The sequence below is a fragment of the Lacinutrix sp. genome, assembly GCF_029238095.1.
Classification (GTDB): Bacteria; Bacteroidota; Bacteroidia; order Flavobacteriales; family Flavobacteriaceae; genus Lacinutrix.
Genome location: NZ_JAQWGS010000026.1, coordinates 162230 through 178112, shown reverse-complemented (window position 1 = coordinate 178112; position 15883 = coordinate 162230). Strand labels below are relative to the sequence as shown.

The following is a 15883-nucleotide window of genomic DNA, read 5'->3' as shown; positions in this document are numbered from 1 at the left end:
ACTACTTCTTTGTTTTACTAACTTTCTGGTTTAAAAATTCTACTAACAAAGAAAAAGCAATAGCAAAATATAAGTAACCTTTAGGTATTGCACCAACAGAGTTACCAAATAATGCAGTATGAGACAAATGTCCAGCTTCTGTAATTAGCATAAAGCCTATAAGTATTAAAAACGACAATCCTAGTATCTGTATACTTGGATTTCTTTCAATAAAAAGTCTAATTTTATTAGCGAAAACTATCATAATAATAATAGATATTACCACAGCAATAATCATTAAAACCAGATTGTGGTTGTGGTTATCAGATAGTCCATTAGTCATACCAACAGCAGTTAATATAGAATCTATAGAAAAAATAAAATCAATAATTAAAATTTGGACAATGGCTTGTTGTAAAGATTTAATCACTTTTCCTTTTACTTCATTTTCATCATGATTAGGAGTCTCTACTTTTTCTCTTATTTCAGAAGTCGATTTGTAGATTAAAAATAATCCACCACCAAATAATATAAGAGCTTGCCAACTAATTTCAAGATGTAGCCAGTTGGTTTCTATTATTTTGAAAGGCTTAGACAAACCAACTAAAAACGACACAAAGAATAATAATATTATACGTTGCACCATTGCCAGTAATAATCCAATGTTTGTTACCTTATTACGTTGTTTTTCTGGTAACTTATTAGCAGCAATAGAAATAAAAACAATATTATCTATCCCAAGAATAATTTCTAAAAAGGTTAAAGTTAATAAGGCAAAAATGGCATCCGAAGTTAATAGAAAATCTAACATGAGTTGTTGTTTTTTTTATGGATTAATATTAAATTCTGAAACACGATAAGCAATTCCTTTTTCAACTCGTTTTTTCTTATTACTATCTGGAGAGGCATCTTGGTATTCAAAGGTATACGAGTCTTTGGTAGTGGCAATGATTTTAAAATGCACAGCACGTTCTTCTGCCATGTTTTTTGGGTTTATTTTTTTTTGAATAAATTCACAATCATTTATCCATCTAATAGAAGCAGAGTCTATTTTGCCTTCAAAAAGATCAATGTTTAAAAGTTCTGTTCTAATAAATTTAGCAGTTTTTTCAACACCATTAGCCTTAAAAGTAAACTCAAAAAAGCCTGTTTTGTAATCTTTACAATTACGTTCAATGCCTTGGCAACTTGATAATAGAAATATTAATACAATAGGAAGTGTAAATCTCATATAATAGATTTTAAACAAATTTACAAAATAGTAGAATTTAAACTTAATTTAAAGCAATAAAAGTGAAGCGCTAAGAATCGCGTATTTAATTTTTTAAATAGAATACTGCTTAATTTTCGAAATTTGAAAAACTACCATCTTTATAGAAAATAACAATTCGATCTATTTCTTTTTTAGAATTTGAAGCAATTTGATTTATATCAGAAATTTCTGGAGGTAAATGTTCTGTTTCAGATTTCGAAAATAATTCTTGATTTTCAGAATTATCAATTTTAGGTTGGTACACAGTTTTTTCTTCTAAAATCTTTTCAGAAGGAAAAACACCTTTTCCATTCATTAACCAATATAATTCTACTTCTGGAAAAGAGGAGAGTACTTTTAAAACAAATTCTAAACTTGGCTTATTTCTACCAGAAAGAATGTGCGATATACTAGAGCGTTGCACACCAATTTTTTCGGCAAAAGAAGAGGCACTTTCACCGTAGTAATCTATGACTTTTTTAAGTCTTTTAGTAAAATCTTCGTTGTTAATCATTGTTATACAAATGTAAACAATCAATTGGAATAAACATGTTTACAAATGTATATTTTTTAAAAAACTTCATCATTATTAATGTATATCACTGAGTATTTAATTAATTAAAAACTTTATATGAATACACTTAAATAACTGAAAACATGTAATTTAATCTTTATTTTATATTAGTGATATATTTTGTTCTAATTTCAATAGCATGCAAGTCTATTTTTCTAAAGATTTGGTTACAGTTGTAAATTACAATTGTAACATTTTCTGTTTACAATTGTAAATATATAAAGTGTTACATTTGTAAACAAGATTTTAACGAATGACGAACACTACATTAAAAACCATTTTTAAAACCTACAAAGAGACTACTCTTTTTGGTCGTTATATACATACAAAATCTATTGCTGCGCTTTTAAAAAAACATCAAACTAATTTTAAAATTCAAGTTATTGGGCAGTCTGTTTTAAAAGAGGACCTTTTTTCTATAACTATTGGTTCTGGTAAAAAAAGGATATTAATGTGGTCTCAAATGCATGGAAACGAATCTACAACCACAAAATCGCTTTTCGATTTACTTAATTTTTTGTCTTCACACGTAAATTCAAAATCAATTTTAAAAACCTGTACAATTGTTATTATTCCTATTTTAAATCCAGATGGAGCAAAAGCATACACGAGATTAAATGCTAATGGTGTAGATTTAAATAGAGATGCGCAACAGCTTACACAGCCTGAAAGTTTAGTTTTAAGAACCGTTTTTAGTGAGTTCAAGCCGCATTATTGCTTTAATTTACATGGACAGCGTACTATTTTTAGCGCAGGCAATACAAATAATCCTGCTACTTTGTCTTTTTTATCACCAGCTCAGGATAAAGTTTGTTCAATAACAGAAAATAGAAAGGTAGCAATGTCTGTTATTGTTAAAATAAATAAGATGTTGCAAAATGAAATTCCTAACCAGGTTGGTATTTACGATGATGCTTTTAATATAAACTGCGTTGGAGACACTTTTCAGAGTTTTAATGTTCCTACAATTTTGTTTGAGGCTGGACATTACCCTAGCGATTACGATAGAGAAGCGGTAAGGTGTTTGGTGTTTCAGTCCTATATCATAGCATTAACTACAATTGTAGAAGAGGCTATTGCATTAAACGATTATCATGATTATTTTCAAATTCCACAAAATAGAAAGCTGTTTTTCGATGTTATTATTAAGAATGTACTTTTTAATAATGAAGTATTAGACGTTGCTATTCAATATCAAGAACGATTGATTGAAAATTCAGTACATTTTATACCAAAAATTGAAAAAATTGAAAAGCTTGATGCTTTTTTTGCGCATAACTACATAGACGCTAATGGTCAAGTGGTTTTTAACGAAAAAAATAAACCAATATTTGTAGGCAGCGAAAACGTTTTCGTTTTAATAAATAATGAAAAATATGCATTAAATTTTGATTAATCCGTGTTTTTAATGTGGATAATTCATTAAAAATGTATTATTTTTGTTTTTTATTTAATAAAACCAAAAAAATGGCAAAGTTTAAATTAGACGAGATTGATCATCAAATTTTAGATATGTTGATTGATAATACTAGAGTACCTTTTACAGATATAGCAAAAAAATTACTAATTTCTGCTGGTACAGTTCATGTTAGAGTAAAGAAAATGGAAGATGCAAGTATTATAAAAGGCTCTTCGTTGAAATTAGATTATAAAAAATTAGGATACTCGTTTATAGCTTATGTTGGCGTTTTTCTTCAAAATACGTCGCAAACAAAGTTTGTTTTAGAACGTATTAACGAAATACCTTTTGTTACTGTAGCACATGTTACTACTGGTAAATTTAATATTTTCTGTAAAATTAGAGCAAGAAATACAGAGCACGCTAAAGATGTTATTTTTATGTTAGATGATATTGAAGGAGTGTATAGAACTGAAACTATGATTTCTCTAGAAGAAAGCTTAAATGATAAAAAGAGGTTAATGCATTATATTTTTAACTCTCTATAGTATTAAACTATCATAAATTAAAGTCCTTTAGTTATATTGTTTTGGCATTTTTTATGGATTAAAAAACCGAAAATAAATTTTAAAGCCCTAAGCATAAGTTATGAAAGTCACAGATTTACAAAAAGGAGAGTATTTACCTTTTTTTCAGCCTTATATCAATAGAATTGGAGAATTAGTATTAGTAGATGGTTTAGAAGATGGACTAAAAACGGTTATTAGCTTTTTTAAATCCATTCCGGAAGACAAGTTAGAATACCGTTACGAGGCTAATAAATGGACTATTAAAGAAATTATTAGCCATATAATAGATTCAGAACGTGTTTTTGCATATAGAGCTTTGCGTTTTGCAAGAAAAGATAAAACACCTGTTGTTGGTTTTAATGAAAACGAATATGCTGAAACAAGTTATGCAAATACTAGAACATTAGAAGACTTATTGGAAGAGTATACTTATGTTAGGCAATCTACAATAGCGCTTTACAGAACGTTTAATAGCGATGCTTTAAGGAGTGTTGGTACTGTAGGCGGAGGAGAAGTATCTGTTAGAGCACTAGGTTTTTTAATTGCAGGACATGAAAAACACCATTGCGAAATAATTAAAGAACGTTATTTGTAATAGTTTTTATTTACATTAAATTAAAGTTTGTAAAACTCAAAAGCTTCTATTATTGCTTCGTTGCTAACAATGCAATCTATTTTGGGTTTACCAATTGCTTTTAAAAGCACAAAGTTGACATTGCCATTCTCATTTTTCTTATCATATTTTAAAAGCTCTATAATTGATGAGTAATCTGTTTCAAGAATATCAACATGTCCATAAATAGCTTTAATAATTCCTTTAATGGCTGTATTTTTTTCTTCTGAAAAACCACAATATTTAACCGAAAGAAAATTTGCTAAAATAATACCAATAGCAACGGCTTCTCCATGGAGTAAACGCTCTTTGTTGTCGTTTTCCATAAAATAAGACTCTATGGCATGTCCTAAGGTGTGTCCGTAATTTAAGGTTTTTCGTAAGCCTTGTTCTGTAGGGTCTTGAGCAACAATATTTTTTTTAATGATAATAGATTCGTAAATTAATTCATCTAAATCTTCTATTGTAGATTGAGATAAATCTTGAATCTTATTCCAATAACTTTCATCAAAAATTAAACCATGTTTTAGCATTTCGGCTAAACCAGAACGCATTTCTAATTGTGGTAAAGTCGCTAAAAAAGCTGTATCAACTACTATTAATTCTGGAGTATTAATAACTCCAATTTGGTTTTTTAGATGTCCCAAGTCAATTCCGGTTTTTCCACCTATAGAAGCATCTACCATTGCTAATAAGGAGGTTGGAATGTTAATAAAGTCTATGCCACGTTTAAAAGTAGACGCAACAAAGCCACCTAAATCTGTTACAACACCACCACCAATATTTATAATAACACTTTTTCTATCTGCACCATATTCAGACAAGGCTTCCCAAAGTCCTAGACAAATATCTAGATTTTTTGATTCTTCTCCAGGATCAATTTCTAAAATATCGTAAGCAACATCAGCATCAATATTTGCTAGAAAAAAAGGAACGCAATCAATATTTGTATTGGTGTCGCATAAAATAAAAACTTTAGAATAGTTTATGGTTTTTAAATGCTCATTTACTTGTTTGTAACCTTCGTTATTAAAATAAATAGTGTAATCCTGTGTTGTTATTGGTTTCATTAAAAAGTAAATTATTATGTTGTAAAAGTAAGGAGTTTTTGAAGAAATATAACTTAGTTGAATTATATTTGCTTAAATATATTCGCTTTTTTATGAGTACTGAAAAATTTTTTAATAATACAGAAATTGCTTTTGCTTTAAAATCTAAAAAAGAATTGCAAAAAGCACATTTTTTATTTAAAACGATGGCAAGCCCAACATTGGTTAGTGTAGGTTCTAAAATAGCTTTAACATCTTTAAATATAGGGTTGCCAGTTAAAGGTTTAATAAAAAAGACTATTTTTAGTCAGTTTTGTGGTGGAGAAACAGAGAAGGAGTGTTTGCCAGTTATATATAAGTTAAATGAAAAAGGCGTGTCTTCTATCATGGACTTTTCTGTAGAAGGAAAAGAAAGTGAAGCCGATTTTGATGCTGCTGCAAAAAAGAAGGTGGAGTTGGTGCAATTTGCTAGTGAGCATGACGAAATTCATATAGTAGCCATGAAACCTACTGCATTGGGACGCTTTGGTTTATTTCAGAAAGTTTCTGAAAAAGCTGAGTTAACTACTAATGAGCAAGAGGAGTGGAATAGAATTGTTGCGCGTTTTGATGCCATTTGCAAAGCTACTTATAAAGCAAAGCTTCGTGTATTGATTGATGCTGAAGAAAGCTGGATGCAAGACGCAGCAGACGATTTAGTAGAATTAATGATGGAGCGATACAATACAGAACGTTTAACAGTATACAATACCTTACAGTGTTACCGTTGGGATCGAATAGATTACATGAAACAGTTACACGAACGCGCCAAAGGAAAAGGTTATCTAATAGGTTTAAAAATTGTTCGTGGTGCTTACATGGAAAAAGAGCGTGAACGTGCAGAAGAAAAAGGTTATCCATCTCCAATATGCGCTACTAAAGAAGATACAGATACAACATTTAACACAGCATTAAGTTATATATTAGATCATTCTAAAGATTTTTCTGTATTTGTTGGAACTCACAATGAAGCCAGTTCATATTTAGCCATGGAGCTTATGGCTCAAAAAAAGATGGAGCGTAATAATAATACTGTTTGGTTTGGTCAATTGTATGGTATGAGTGATCATATTAGTTTTAATCTTGCAGAACAAGGTTATAACACAGCAAAATTAATTCCTTTCGGACCAATAAAAGAAGTTATACCATATCTTATTCGTCGTGCTGAAGAAAACACCAGTGTTGCAGGGCAAACTGGTCGAGAGTTGTCGCTTTTAAATAAAGAAATGAAAAGAAGAAAGGCGTAAGTGTTTTTATAAATCTAACTAAAATTAATCTATAAATTCTATACTTTGAATTGTAGCTGTTTTATCACAGTTTTCTACTGAGAGTCCAGTATCTTTTCCGTCTATTTCGCCTTCAACAAAATAAACACCACAAGGTTTTTTTCTAGTATCACTATCAGAAAAATTAACATCTCCCTTGTAAAGTATGTAGTTTATTTTGGTTGTGTCAATGCCTTTTAAGCTTATAAAGGCTGTTGCTTCAGCAGAGTATTCTAATGTTTTGGTTCTAATGTTTTTTAAAACTCTAGCATCTGGACCATAATCGCAAGAAGCTTTTTTTCCGTTTAAAAAAAAGGCGAGAATTACTAAACCAATAGCAAAACCTCCAAAATAGTAGCCAAATCTTTTTATTAAACTCATTTTTTTATTTTTTGAATAAATTTAAATCTAAATGTTTTGACAAAATTCGGAAATATAACCGATTTAAAGTAACGTTTTAAGAACTAATTAAATTATTAAAAAATAAGTAAATTAATATCGTTATAACTTAGGTCAAACCATTCTCCTACTGCACGATTAGTTAAAATACCATGATAGAAGTAGAGTCCGCTTTTAAGACCAGGATCCATTCGTAAAGAATGTTCTAGTCCACCATCTTCAGCAATTTTAAGTAAGTATGGCGTAAAGATATTACTGATAGAAGCAGAAGCCGTTCGAGAATAACGTGCTGGAATATTTGGAACACAATAATGGATTACACCATGCTTTTCGAATACAGGATGATTATGCGTTGTTACTTCACTGGTTTCAAAACAACCACCCATATCTATACTAACATCTATAATAACAGAGCCTTTTTTCATTTGTTCTACCATGGCTTCAGTAACAATTACAGGAGAGCGATCTCGACCTCTAACAGCTCCAATAACAACATCACAGCGCTTTAAGGCTTTGTTTAGGTATTTTGGTTGAATGGTAGAGGTGTAGAGTGTTCTCCCTAAATTAGTTTGTACACATCGCAATTTGGTAATTGAATTGTCGAATATTTTGACATTTGCACCTAAACCAATTGCGCTTCTAGCTGCAAATTCTCCTACAGTTCCAGCGCCAAGTATAACAACTTCAATTGGTGGAACACCACTTATGTTTCCAAACATTAGTCCGTTACCATTTGTTGTGTTGCTTAAAAGCTCTGAAGCAATTAAAACCGAAGCTGTACCTGCAATTTCACTTAAAGCACGAACAGCAGGATAAGCACCATCGTCATCTCGAATAAACTCGAAAGCCAGAGCTGTTATGCGTTTATTAGCAAGTGTTTCGAAATATTTTTTAGATTGAGTTTTTAACTGTAAAGCCGAAATTAATATCGTTTGCGGATTAATTAGTTTTAGTTCTTCAAGAGTAGGTGGTTCGACCTTTAATATCATTGGACAACTATAAACCTTTGCAACATCGTTAGTTATCTCTGCACCATTTTCACTGTAGTCTTTATCGCTAAACTTAGAGCCTTTTCCAGCACCAGATTCTATAAGTACGCGATGACCATTGTTTACAATAGCCGAAACTGCATCTGGTGTTAAGCAAACGCGTTTCTCTTGAAAAGCTGTTTCTTTGGGAATACCAATAAACAATGAACTTTTGCTTTTTAAAACCTCTAAAGTTTCTTCTTGTGGTAAGAGTTGCGCTTTAGAGAAAGGAGTAATGGATTTTGCCATGTTTTACTAATCGTTTTTTACAGAGATTTAAATTACGAATAAATAGTAAATTAACAAGTATGTTGTTGATTTATTAATTGAGTTAGCGAAATCTAAATGTTTTAATGAGAGGACATTTCTAATGTTCTGCTAAAACCATCTTTAATTTTTATTGTAATTACATGATGATTTGAAATTAAATTCTCTATCAATTCTGGCCATTCAATAAATAAATAAGCATCAGAATTTAAATACTCTTCAATTCCAAAATCGTAAAGTTCACTTTCGTCCTCTATGCGATATAAGTCGAAATGATAAATTGTTCTGGTTTTAGATTGGTATTCATTAACAAGAGAAAATGTTGGGCTGCTAACGGTGTCGTTACTATCTAACGCTTTAACCAAAGCTTTAATAAGAGTTGTTTTACCTGCACCCATTTCAGCTTTTAAGAGAAATGTTGTTGTGTTAGAGTGTGCTAGTATTTGTTTAGCTACACGCTCTAAATCATCTAATTTATAATCAATTTTTAGCATGACACAAAGTTAAAAAAGAAATCTCAAAATAAAGTTTCTTACTTAGGATTTAAAACAACAAAAGGAATAATCATCTCTTCTAACGAAACGCCTCCATGTTGATAAGTATTTCTGTAATAGCTAACATAATGATTGTAGTTATTTGGATAGGCAAAAAACAAATCACTTTTTGCAAAAATAAAAGAGCTATTCATAGATATAGAAGGTAAGTGTATTGTTTTTGGGTCTTTTGCAGCTAAAACATCTTTGTTCTCATAGCTTAAACTACGTCCTGTTTTGTAACGAAGATTTAAACTTGTATCCCGATCACCAATTACTTTAGATGGGTTTTTTACATTAATAGTTCCATGATCTGTAGTTAATATTAGTTTAAAACCCATTTGTTGTGCTTGTTGTATCATTTCTAGTAATGGTGAGTTTTTAAACCAACTTTGTGTTAAAGAACGATAAGCTTTATCGTTAGACGCTAACTCTTTAACAACATCCATTTCTGTTTTAGAATGCGATAACATATCTACAAAATTATAAACCACAACTGTCAAGTCATTATCTTTAGTGCCTTTAAAGTTTTCGGCTAATTTTTTTCCATTTTTTAAATTAGTGATTTTATAGTATTCATGTTTTAAATGCGATAATCCTAATCGTTTTAATTGTGCTTCTAGAAAATCGTTTTCATGCATATTTTTACCACCTTCATCTGTGTCGTTTTTCCAGTATTCAGGATGTATTTTTTCCATATCACTTGGCATTAAGCCCGAGAAAATTGCATTTCTAGCATATTGTGTAGCAGTAGGAAGAATACTAAAAAATGCAGTTTCAGATTTCTTTTTGTAATGGTTAGTCACAAAAGGTTCAAACGCTTTCCATTGGTCGTAACGTAAGTTATCTACAACTACTAATAATGTTGGTTGTTCTTGGCTTAGTTCAGGTACAATTTTATCTCTAAACAGGTTGTAAGACAGTGTTGGCGCATCTACATTAGGCTCAAACCATGAAGGATAGTTTTTGTCAATAAATTTTCCAAACTGAATATTAGCTTCGTTTTTTTGAGATTCTAAAATCTCAAACATTCCAGAATCTTCTATATCTTCAAGTTGCATTTCCCAGTAAATTAGTTTTTGGTATAGCGAAACCCACTCGTCATAACTATTTACCATGGCCATATCCATAGCTATTTTTCTAAATTCTTGTTGATAATTCGAAGTTGTTTTTTCTGAAATTAGTCGCGAATGGTCTAAATTTTTCTTCAAACTCAGTAAAATCTGATTTGGATTTACTGGTTTTATTAGATAATCGGCAATTTTATTACCAATAGCTTCTTCCATTATGTATTCTTCTTCGCTTTTGGTAATCATGACCACAGGAAGCGTATCTTGTTTTTCCTTAATTTCGTTTAGAGTCTCTAATCCCTTTAATCCAGGCATGTTTTCATCTAGAAATACGATATCAAATTTTTGGTCATCTAAAATTTCTAGCGCTTCAGTACCACTATTGCACTTGGTAACACTGTAGTTTTTTTGCTCTAAAAAGATAATATGTGGTTTTAGTAAATCGATTTCATCGTCAACCCAAAGTATTTTTATTTTATCCATGTATATTTGTTTATCTAAATCAGTAAAAAATTATCAGTTTGCAAAAAAGTAACAAACTCAAAATATTAAACGACCCAATTTACGGTTTTATTACTATCCCTAATTCGTTAATTTTCGATTTAATAGAACATCGCTATTTTCAAAGACTACGTCGAATCACTCAAATGGGAATGAGTTATTTGGTTTATCCAGGAGCACATCACACTCGTTTTCACCATGCTATAGGTTGTATGCACTTAATGCAAAAGGCAGTGCAAGTGCTTCGTTTTAAAGGTGTTGAAATTTCTGAAGATGAGAAAAACGCACTTTACATAGCTATTTTACTGCATGATATTGGTCACGGACCATTCTCTCATGCAATGGAGCATAGTATTGTAAATGGTGTGTCTCACGAGCAAATATCATTGCTTTTTATGGAAAAGCTCAATGCAGAATTTAACAACGATTTAACGTTGGCTATTAAAATTTTTAAAGGCGAATATCCAAGACCTTTTATGTGCGAGCTTATTTCTAGTCAAATAGATATGGATAGAGCAGATTATCTAAAACGTGATAGTTTTTATACAGGAGTTGCAGAAGGCAACATAAACAGCGAACGCTTAATAACTATGCTTAACGTAAAAGACAACAAGTTAGTGATTGAAGATAAAGGCATCTATAGCATAGAAAAGTTTCTTGTCGCCAGACGCTTAATGTATTGGCAAGTGTATTTGCACAAAACAAGCTTAACTGCAGAACAATTACTAATAAGAGTACTTAAGCGTGCAAAGGAATTAACAAAAAAAGGAGTGAAGTTACCAGCTAGTAAACCGCTTCAGTATTTTTTAAATGAAGAAATAATACTTAATAACTTTAATACAGAAAGCCTCGAGACGTTTTCAAAGTTAGACGATTACGATATTGTTTCGGCTATGAAAGCATGGCAGTATCACGAAGATTTTATTTTGAAAAACCTCTGCGATATGATTATTAATAGAGATTTATTAAAAGTTAAAATAAAGAAAAAACCAATAGAAGCTTCAGTATTAATTCAACACAAAGAAGAATTAATCACCAAGTACTCTATATCTAAAGCAGAAGCAGATTACTTTGTGTTTACAGGAGAAATATCTAATCAAGCCTATACAAGAAAGAAGCAAGGAATTACTATTTTGCATAAAAATGGTAAAACCGAAGATGTTGTAAAAGCCAGCGATCAGTTAAATTTAAAAGCATTAGCTAAACCAGTTACAAAATATTATATATGCTATCCTAAATCTTAATTTGGATTTATAAACATGCAATGGATTAGAAAATATAGAAATCTAAAAGCTTGATAAAGCCAGTTTTTAATATGGTTAAACCGTTTTTAAAAGCATTAGAATCAAACAACTTTTAAACAACCAACAATATATGATACATTTTTTCTATTTTTGCTTGACATGAAATTTACAGCAGAACAAATAGCTGGTATTTTAGAAGGCGATGTGGTAGGTAATCCACTGGTAGAAGTTTCTAAATTATCCAAAATAGAAGAAGGAGAAGAAGGAGCATTAACCTTTTTGGCTAATCCTAAATACACGCATTATATTTATAGTACAAAAGCATCTATTGCAATTGTAAATAAAGATTTTGAACCAGAACAGGATATTTTAACAACATTAATTAAAGTTGACGATGCTTATAAATCTTTTTCAAAACTATTGCAATACTATAATCAAGTAAAGCTTAATAAATTTGGAATAGAACAACCATCTTCTATAACAAGTTCAGCAAAACTAGGTTCTGATATTTATGTAGGTGCTTTTTCCTATATTGGAGAGAATGTATTTATAGGAAATAATGTAAAAATATTTCCAGGATGCTATATTGGTGATAATGTTACTATAGGAAACGATACAGTTTTATTTGCTGGAGCAAAAATTTACTCAGAGTGTATAATAGGTAATAACTGTATTATTAACTCTGGAGTAATTATAGGAGCAGATGGTTTTGGTTTTGTACCAAACAAGGATGGAGCATACGATAAGGTTCCACAAATAGGTAATGTTATTATAGAAGATTTTGTAGATATTGGAGCCGCAACAACTATAGATAGAGCCACTTTAGGATCTACAGTTATAAGAAAAGGAGTGAAGCTTGATAACCAAATTCAAATTGCACACAACGTAGAAATAGGAAAGAACACTGTAATTGCAGCCCAAACTGGTGTTGCAGGTTCCACAAAAATTGGTGAAAACTGCCAAATTGGTGGACAAGTAGGATTTGCAGGACATTTAGTAATTGGAAACAATGTTAAAATACAAGCACAGTCTGGTATTGGTAAAAATATAAAGGATAACGAAACGCTTCAAGGTTCTCCAGCATTTGGTTATGGCGATTGGAACAAATCTTATGTTTATTTTAAAAACCTACCTAAACTTGTAAAAACAATAAACGAATTAGAAAAAAAAGGAAATGGCAATAGTTAATTCGGAAATTAAACAGAAAACTATAGAAAAAGAAGTCTCTTTAACAGGTGTAGGATTACACACAGGTAAAGAAGTTACTTTAACATTTAAACCAGCACCAGCCAATTTTGGATTTGCATTTAAGCGTATAGACTTAGAAGGTTGTCCAGTAATTGAAGCAGATGCAAACTATGTTACAAATACACAACGTGGCACTTGCTTAGAGAAAAATGGTGTAACAATACAAACTTGTGAGCATGTTTTAGCTGCATTTATGGGTTTAGATATAGATAATGCTATAATAGAATTAGATAATGCTGAACCTCCAATTATGGATGGATCTTCAAAATTCTTCGTAGAAGCTATAGAAAAAGCAGGAGTTGTAGTTTTAGAGGCTTTTCGTGAAGAATATGTTGTTAAAGATGTTATTTCTTATACAGATGAAGAGTCTGGTAGCGAAATATTAGTCATGCCAGCAAAGGAATACCAGGTTACTGCTATGGTAGATTTTGGCACTAAGGTTTTAGGCACACAAAATGCTACATTAAATCATCTTTCAGGCTTTAAAAAAGATATATCAGATTCTCGTACGTTTAGTTTTCTACACGAATTAGAATCGCTCCTAGAACATGGTTTAATTAAAGGTGGAGATTTAAATAATGCTATTGTTTATGTCGACAAGGAATTGTCTCCAGAAACAATGGAGAAATTACAAGTTGCTTTTAATAAAGATAAAATTACAGTAAAACCAAATGGTATTCTTGATAACTTAACCTTGCATCATCCAAATGAAGCTGCAAGACATAAATTATTAGATGTAATTGGTGATTTAGCTTTAATTGGAACAAGAATTAGAGGAAAAGTAATCGCTAATAAGCCAGGACACTTTGTTAATACTCAGTTTGCAAAAAAAATGTCTAAGCTTATTAAAAATGAAAGACGTAATAATGTTCCAGAAGTAGACTTAAATCAATCTCCATTAATGGATATCAATCAAATAATGGAAATGTTGCCACACAGACAGCCATTTTTATTAATTGATAAAATTTTTGAGTTAAGCGATTCTCATGTACTTGGTATGAAAAATGTTACCATGAACGAGGAGTTTTTTAAAGGTCATTTTCCAGGAGCACCAGTAATGCCAGGTGTTTTAATAGTAGAGGCTATGGCACAAACAGGTGGAATTTTAGTATTAAGTACTGTTCCAGATCCAGAAAATTATCTGACTTTTTTCATGAAAATAGATAAAGTTAAATTTAAACAAAAGGTGGTTCCTGGTGATACATTAATTTTTAAGTGTTCTTTAATAACGCCAATAAGGCGTGGAATATGCCATATGCAAGGTTATGCATATGCCAACGGAAAATTATGTGCAGAAGCAGAATTAATGGCTCAAATATCAAAAATAAAATAATACTTTTATGAATCGAGCAAAATGAAGTCTTTTAAAGAATTAGTAAAATTTATATTGCAAACACATTTTTTCCACTTAAAATAATATTACGAAATGAACCAACCATTAGCATATGTGCATCCAGGAGCTAAAATTGCAAAAAATGTAGTAATAGAACCTTTTACTACTATTTACAATAATGTTACCATTGGAGAAGGCACTTGGATAGGAAGTAATGTTACCATTATGGAAGGTGCAAGAATAGGTAAAAATTGCAGTATTTTTCCAGGTTCAGTTATTTCGGCAGTACCTCAAGATTTAAAGTACGACGATGAAGATACACTTACAATTATAGGTGATAATGTAACCATAAGAGAATGTGTCACCATTAATAGAGGTACAACAGATAGAATGAAAACAGTAGTTGGAGACAATTGCTTAATCATGGCTTATTGTCATATTGCCCACGATTGTATAGTAGGAAACAACTGTATATTCTCTAACAATAGTACATTAGCAGGACATATTACAATTGGTGATTATGTTATTTTAGCAGGAATGACAGCTGTGCATCAGTTTTGCTCAGTTGGAAGTCATGCGTTTGTAACAGGAGGATCTTTAGTTAGAAAAGATGTACCACCTTATGTAAAAGCTGGTCGCGAGCCATTATCTTATGTTGGTATTAACTCTGTAGGATTAAGAAGAAGAGGTTACACCACTGAAAAAATTAGAGAAATTCAAGATATTTTTAGAATATTGTATCAGAAAAACTATAACAATACTCAAGCTGCTGGAATAATTGAAGCAGAAATGGAAGCAACAACAGAAAGAGACGAGATTCTTCAATTTATTAAGAATTCTCATCGCGGAATCATGAAAGGTTACTTCAAATCAAATTAAAAAATAAAATAAAAACACATGGCAACTACTTCAGATATTAGAAACGGATTATGTATTAAATACAATAATGATATTTATAAAATCATTGAGTTTTTACACGTGAAACCTGGTAAAGGACCAGCTTTTGTGCGTACTAAAATGAAAAGTGTTACTAGCGGAAAAGTTTTAGATAATACATTTTCAGCAGGACATAAATTAGAAGATATACGTGTAGAAACGCACAAATTTCAATACTTGTATAATGATGGTGAATTCTATCACTTCATGAATGAAGCAGATTACTCACAAATTCGTCTTTTAGAATCAGCTTTAGATACTCCAGAACTAATGAAAGAAGGAGAAATTGTTACTATACAAATAAACACAGAAGATAACATGCCGCTTTCTGTAGATATGCCTGCAACAGTTGTATTAGAGGTTACTGCAACAGAGCCAGGAGTTAAAGGAAACACTGCCACAAATGCTACAAAACCTGCTACTGTTGAAACAGGAGCAACTGTAAATGTGCCTTTGTTTATTAATGAAGGCGATAAAATTAAAGTTGAAACAGAAAAAGGGACTTATAAAGAACGTGTAAAAGAATAACAAAAAAGCACTAAGTTTTTTATAATGGCCTCAGAATACTTAAACTTAATAATTATA

17 protein-coding genes are annotated in these 15883 nt (G+C 30.9%); 9 read left to right on the top strand and 8 right to left on the bottom strand.

Annotation, left to right across the window (positions count from 1 at the left end; genetic code table 11):
- Position 1: 1 nt before the first annotated feature.
- The 3 genes from P8H50_RS08835 to P8H50_RS08825 form a co-directional block, all read right to left on the bottom strand.
- On the bottom strand, positions 2-790 hold the full coding sequence (locus P8H50_RS08835) for a TerC family protein (RefSeq protein WP_300207937.1): 789 nt from the start codon (positions 788-790) through the stop codon (positions 2-4).
- Positions 791-805: 15 nt separating this feature from the next.
- Positions 806-1210: a hypothetical protein gene (locus tag P8H50_RS08830; RefSeq protein ID WP_300207934.1), complete on the bottom strand. Its 405-nt coding sequence runs from the start codon at positions 1208-1210 to the stop codon at positions 806-808.
- Between the two features lie 109 nt (positions 1211-1319).
- Positions 1320-1745: a helix-turn-helix transcriptional regulator gene (locus tag P8H50_RS08825; RefSeq protein WP_300207931.1), complete on the bottom strand. Its 426-nt coding sequence runs from the start codon at positions 1743-1745 to the stop codon at positions 1320-1322.
- Between the two features lie 313 nt (positions 1746-2058).
- Between P8H50_RS08825 and P8H50_RS08820 the strand changes: the two genes are divergently transcribed.
- The 3 genes from P8H50_RS08820 to P8H50_RS08810 all read left to right on the top strand — a co-directional run bounded on the left by P8H50_RS08820 (position 2059) and on the right by P8H50_RS08810 (position 4368).
- Complete coding sequence (locus tag P8H50_RS08820) at positions 2059-3201, top strand: M14 metallopeptidase family protein (protein WP_300207929.1); 1143 nt, start codon at positions 2059-2061, stop codon at positions 3199-3201.
- A gap of 71 nt (positions 3202-3272) precedes the next feature.
- Complete coding sequence (locus P8H50_RS08815; RefSeq protein ID WP_300207927.1) at positions 3273-3752, top strand: AsnC family transcriptional regulator; 480 nt, start codon at positions 3273-3275, stop codon at positions 3750-3752.
- A gap of 100 nt (positions 3753-3852) precedes the next feature.
- Positions 3853-4368, top strand: coding sequence for a DinB family protein (locus P8H50_RS08810; RefSeq protein WP_300207925.1), 516 nt, complete (start codon positions 3853-3855; stop codon positions 4366-4368).
- A gap of 20 nt (positions 4369-4388) precedes the next feature.
- On the opposite strand, the gene aroB is transcribed toward P8H50_RS08810, so the two are convergent.
- Positions 4389-5456: a 3-dehydroquinate synthase gene (gene aroB, locus P8H50_RS08805; RefSeq protein ID WP_300207923.1), complete on the bottom strand. Its 1068-nt coding sequence runs from the start codon at positions 5454-5456 to the stop codon at positions 4389-4391.
- A gap of 92 nt (positions 5457-5548) precedes the next feature.
- On the opposite strand from aroB, the gene P8H50_RS08800 reads away from it, so the two are divergent.
- Positions 5549-6721, top strand: coding sequence for a proline dehydrogenase family protein (locus P8H50_RS08800; RefSeq protein WP_300207921.1), 1173 nt, complete (start codon positions 5549-5551; stop codon positions 6719-6721).
- Between the two features lie 24 nt (positions 6722-6745).
- Here P8H50_RS08800 and P8H50_RS08795 read toward each other — a convergent pair whose 3' ends face one another.
- The 4 genes from P8H50_RS08795 to P8H50_RS08780 all read right to left on the bottom strand — a co-directional run bounded on the left by P8H50_RS08795 (position 6746) and on the right by P8H50_RS08780 (position 10519).
- Complete coding sequence (locus P8H50_RS08795) at positions 6746-7120, bottom strand: hypothetical protein (RefSeq protein WP_300207918.1); 375 nt, start codon at positions 7118-7120, stop codon at positions 6746-6748.
- Positions 7121-7215: 95 nt separating this feature from the next.
- Positions 7216-8415 carry an alanine dehydrogenase gene (locus P8H50_RS08790; protein ID WP_300207915.1) on the bottom strand — a complete coding sequence of 400 codons (1200 nt, stop codon included), beginning with the start codon at positions 8413-8415 and terminating at the stop codon, positions 7216-7218.
- A 101-nt stretch (positions 8416-8516) separates the two neighbouring features.
- Positions 8517-8927, bottom strand: a complete 411-nt coding sequence (gene tsaE, locus P8H50_RS08785; RefSeq protein WP_300207913.1) for a tRNA (adenosine(37)-N6)-threonylcarbamoyltransferase complex ATPase subunit type 1 TsaE — start codon at positions 8925-8927, stop codon at positions 8517-8519.
- A 38-nt stretch (positions 8928-8965) separates the two neighbouring features.
- Positions 8966-10519, bottom strand: coding sequence for a bifunctional response regulator/alkaline phosphatase family protein (locus P8H50_RS08780; RefSeq protein ID WP_300207911.1), 1554 nt, complete (start codon positions 10517-10519; stop codon positions 8966-8968).
- Between the two features lie 38 nt (positions 10520-10557).
- Between P8H50_RS08780 and P8H50_RS08775 the strand changes: the two genes are divergently transcribed.
- From P8H50_RS08775 to efp, 5 genes are all read left to right on the top strand, one after another.
- Entirely contained in the window at positions 10558-11781 is a 1224-nt protein-coding gene (locus P8H50_RS08775) for an HD domain-containing protein (protein WP_300207909.1), read from the top strand.
- A 159-nt stretch (positions 11782-11940) separates the two neighbouring features.
- The gene (gene lpxD / locus P8H50_RS08770; protein WP_300207905.1) at positions 11941-12969 is read left to right on the top strand and encodes a UDP-3-O-(3-hydroxymyristoyl)glucosamine N-acyltransferase; all 1029 of its coding nucleotides are present in this window, start codon (positions 11941-11943) and stop codon (positions 12967-12969) included.
- Positions 12956-14362: a bifunctional UDP-3-O-[3-hydroxymyristoyl] N-acetylglucosamine deacetylase/3-hydroxyacyl-ACP dehydratase gene (locus tag P8H50_RS08765; RefSeq protein WP_300207903.1), complete on the top strand. Its 1407-nt coding sequence runs from the start codon at positions 12956-12958 to the stop codon at positions 14360-14362. Before lpxD ends, P8H50_RS08765 begins: the two co-directional genes overlap by 14 nt.
- Before the next feature lie 93 nt (positions 14363-14455).
- The gene (lpxA, locus tag P8H50_RS08760; protein ID WP_300207901.1) at positions 14456-15241 is read left to right on the top strand and encodes an acyl-ACP--UDP-N-acetylglucosamine O-acyltransferase; all 786 of its coding nucleotides are present in this window, start codon (positions 14456-14458) and stop codon (positions 15239-15241) included.
- 18 nt (positions 15242-15259) lie between these two features.
- On the top strand, positions 15260-15826 hold the full coding sequence (gene efp / locus P8H50_RS08755) for an elongation factor P (RefSeq protein WP_300207898.1): 567 nt from the start codon (positions 15260-15262) through the stop codon (positions 15824-15826).
- The last annotated feature ends 57 nt before the right edge of the window (positions 15827-15883 follow it).

Excerpts from the sequence above, each read along its gene's own strand:
- P8H50_RS08835 (WP_300207937.1), bottom strand. The coding sequence starts at position 790 with ATGTTAGATTTTCTATTAACTTCGGATGCCATTTTTGCCTTATTAACT.
- P8H50_RS08830 (WP_300207934.1), bottom strand. The coding sequence starts at position 1,210 with ATGAGATTTACACTTCCTATTGTATTAATATTTCTATTATCAAGTTGC.
- P8H50_RS08825 (WP_300207931.1), bottom strand. The coding sequence starts at position 1,745 with ATGATTAACAACGAAGATTTTACTAAAAGACTTAAAAAAGTCATAGAT.
- P8H50_RS08820 (WP_300207929.1), top strand. The coding sequence starts at position 2,059 with ATGACGAACACTACATTAAAAACCATTTTTAAAACCTACAAAGAGACT.
- P8H50_RS08815 (WP_300207927.1), top strand. The coding sequence starts at position 3,273 with ATGGCAAAGTTTAAATTAGACGAGATTGATCATCAAATTTTAGATATG.
- P8H50_RS08810 (WP_300207925.1), top strand. The coding sequence starts at position 3,853 with ATGAAAGTCACAGATTTACAAAAAGGAGAGTATTTACCTTTTTTTCAG.
- aroB (WP_300207923.1), bottom strand. The coding sequence starts at position 5,456 with ATGAAACCAATAACAACACAGGATTACACTATTTATTTTAATAACGAA.
- P8H50_RS08800 (WP_300207921.1), top strand. The coding sequence starts at position 5,549 with ATGAGTACTGAAAAATTTTTTAATAATACAGAAATTGCTTTTGCTTTA.
- P8H50_RS08795 (WP_300207918.1), bottom strand. The coding sequence starts at position 7,120 with ATGAGTTTAATAAAAAGATTTGGCTACTATTTTGGAGGTTTTGCTATT.
- P8H50_RS08790 (WP_300207915.1), bottom strand. The coding sequence starts at position 8,415 with ATGGCAAAATCCATTACTCCTTTCTCTAAAGCGCAACTCTTACCACAA.
- tsaE (WP_300207913.1), bottom strand. The coding sequence starts at position 8,927 with ATGCTAAAAATTGATTATAAATTAGATGATTTAGAGCGTGTAGCTAAA.
- P8H50_RS08780 (WP_300207911.1), bottom strand. The coding sequence starts at position 10,519 with ATGGATAAAATAAAAATACTTTGGGTTGACGATGAAATCGATTTACTA.
- lpxD (WP_300207905.1), top strand. The coding sequence starts at position 11,941 with ATGAAATTTACAGCAGAACAAATAGCTGGTATTTTAGAAGGCGATGTG.
- P8H50_RS08765 (WP_300207903.1), top strand. The coding sequence starts at position 12,956 with ATGGCAATAGTTAATTCGGAAATTAAACAGAAAACTATAGAAAAAGAA.
- lpxA (WP_300207901.1), top strand. The coding sequence starts at position 14,456 with ATGAACCAACCATTAGCATATGTGCATCCAGGAGCTAAAATTGCAAAA.
- efp (WP_300207898.1), top strand. The coding sequence starts at position 15,260 with ATGGCAACTACTTCAGATATTAGAAACGGATTATGTATTAAATACAAT.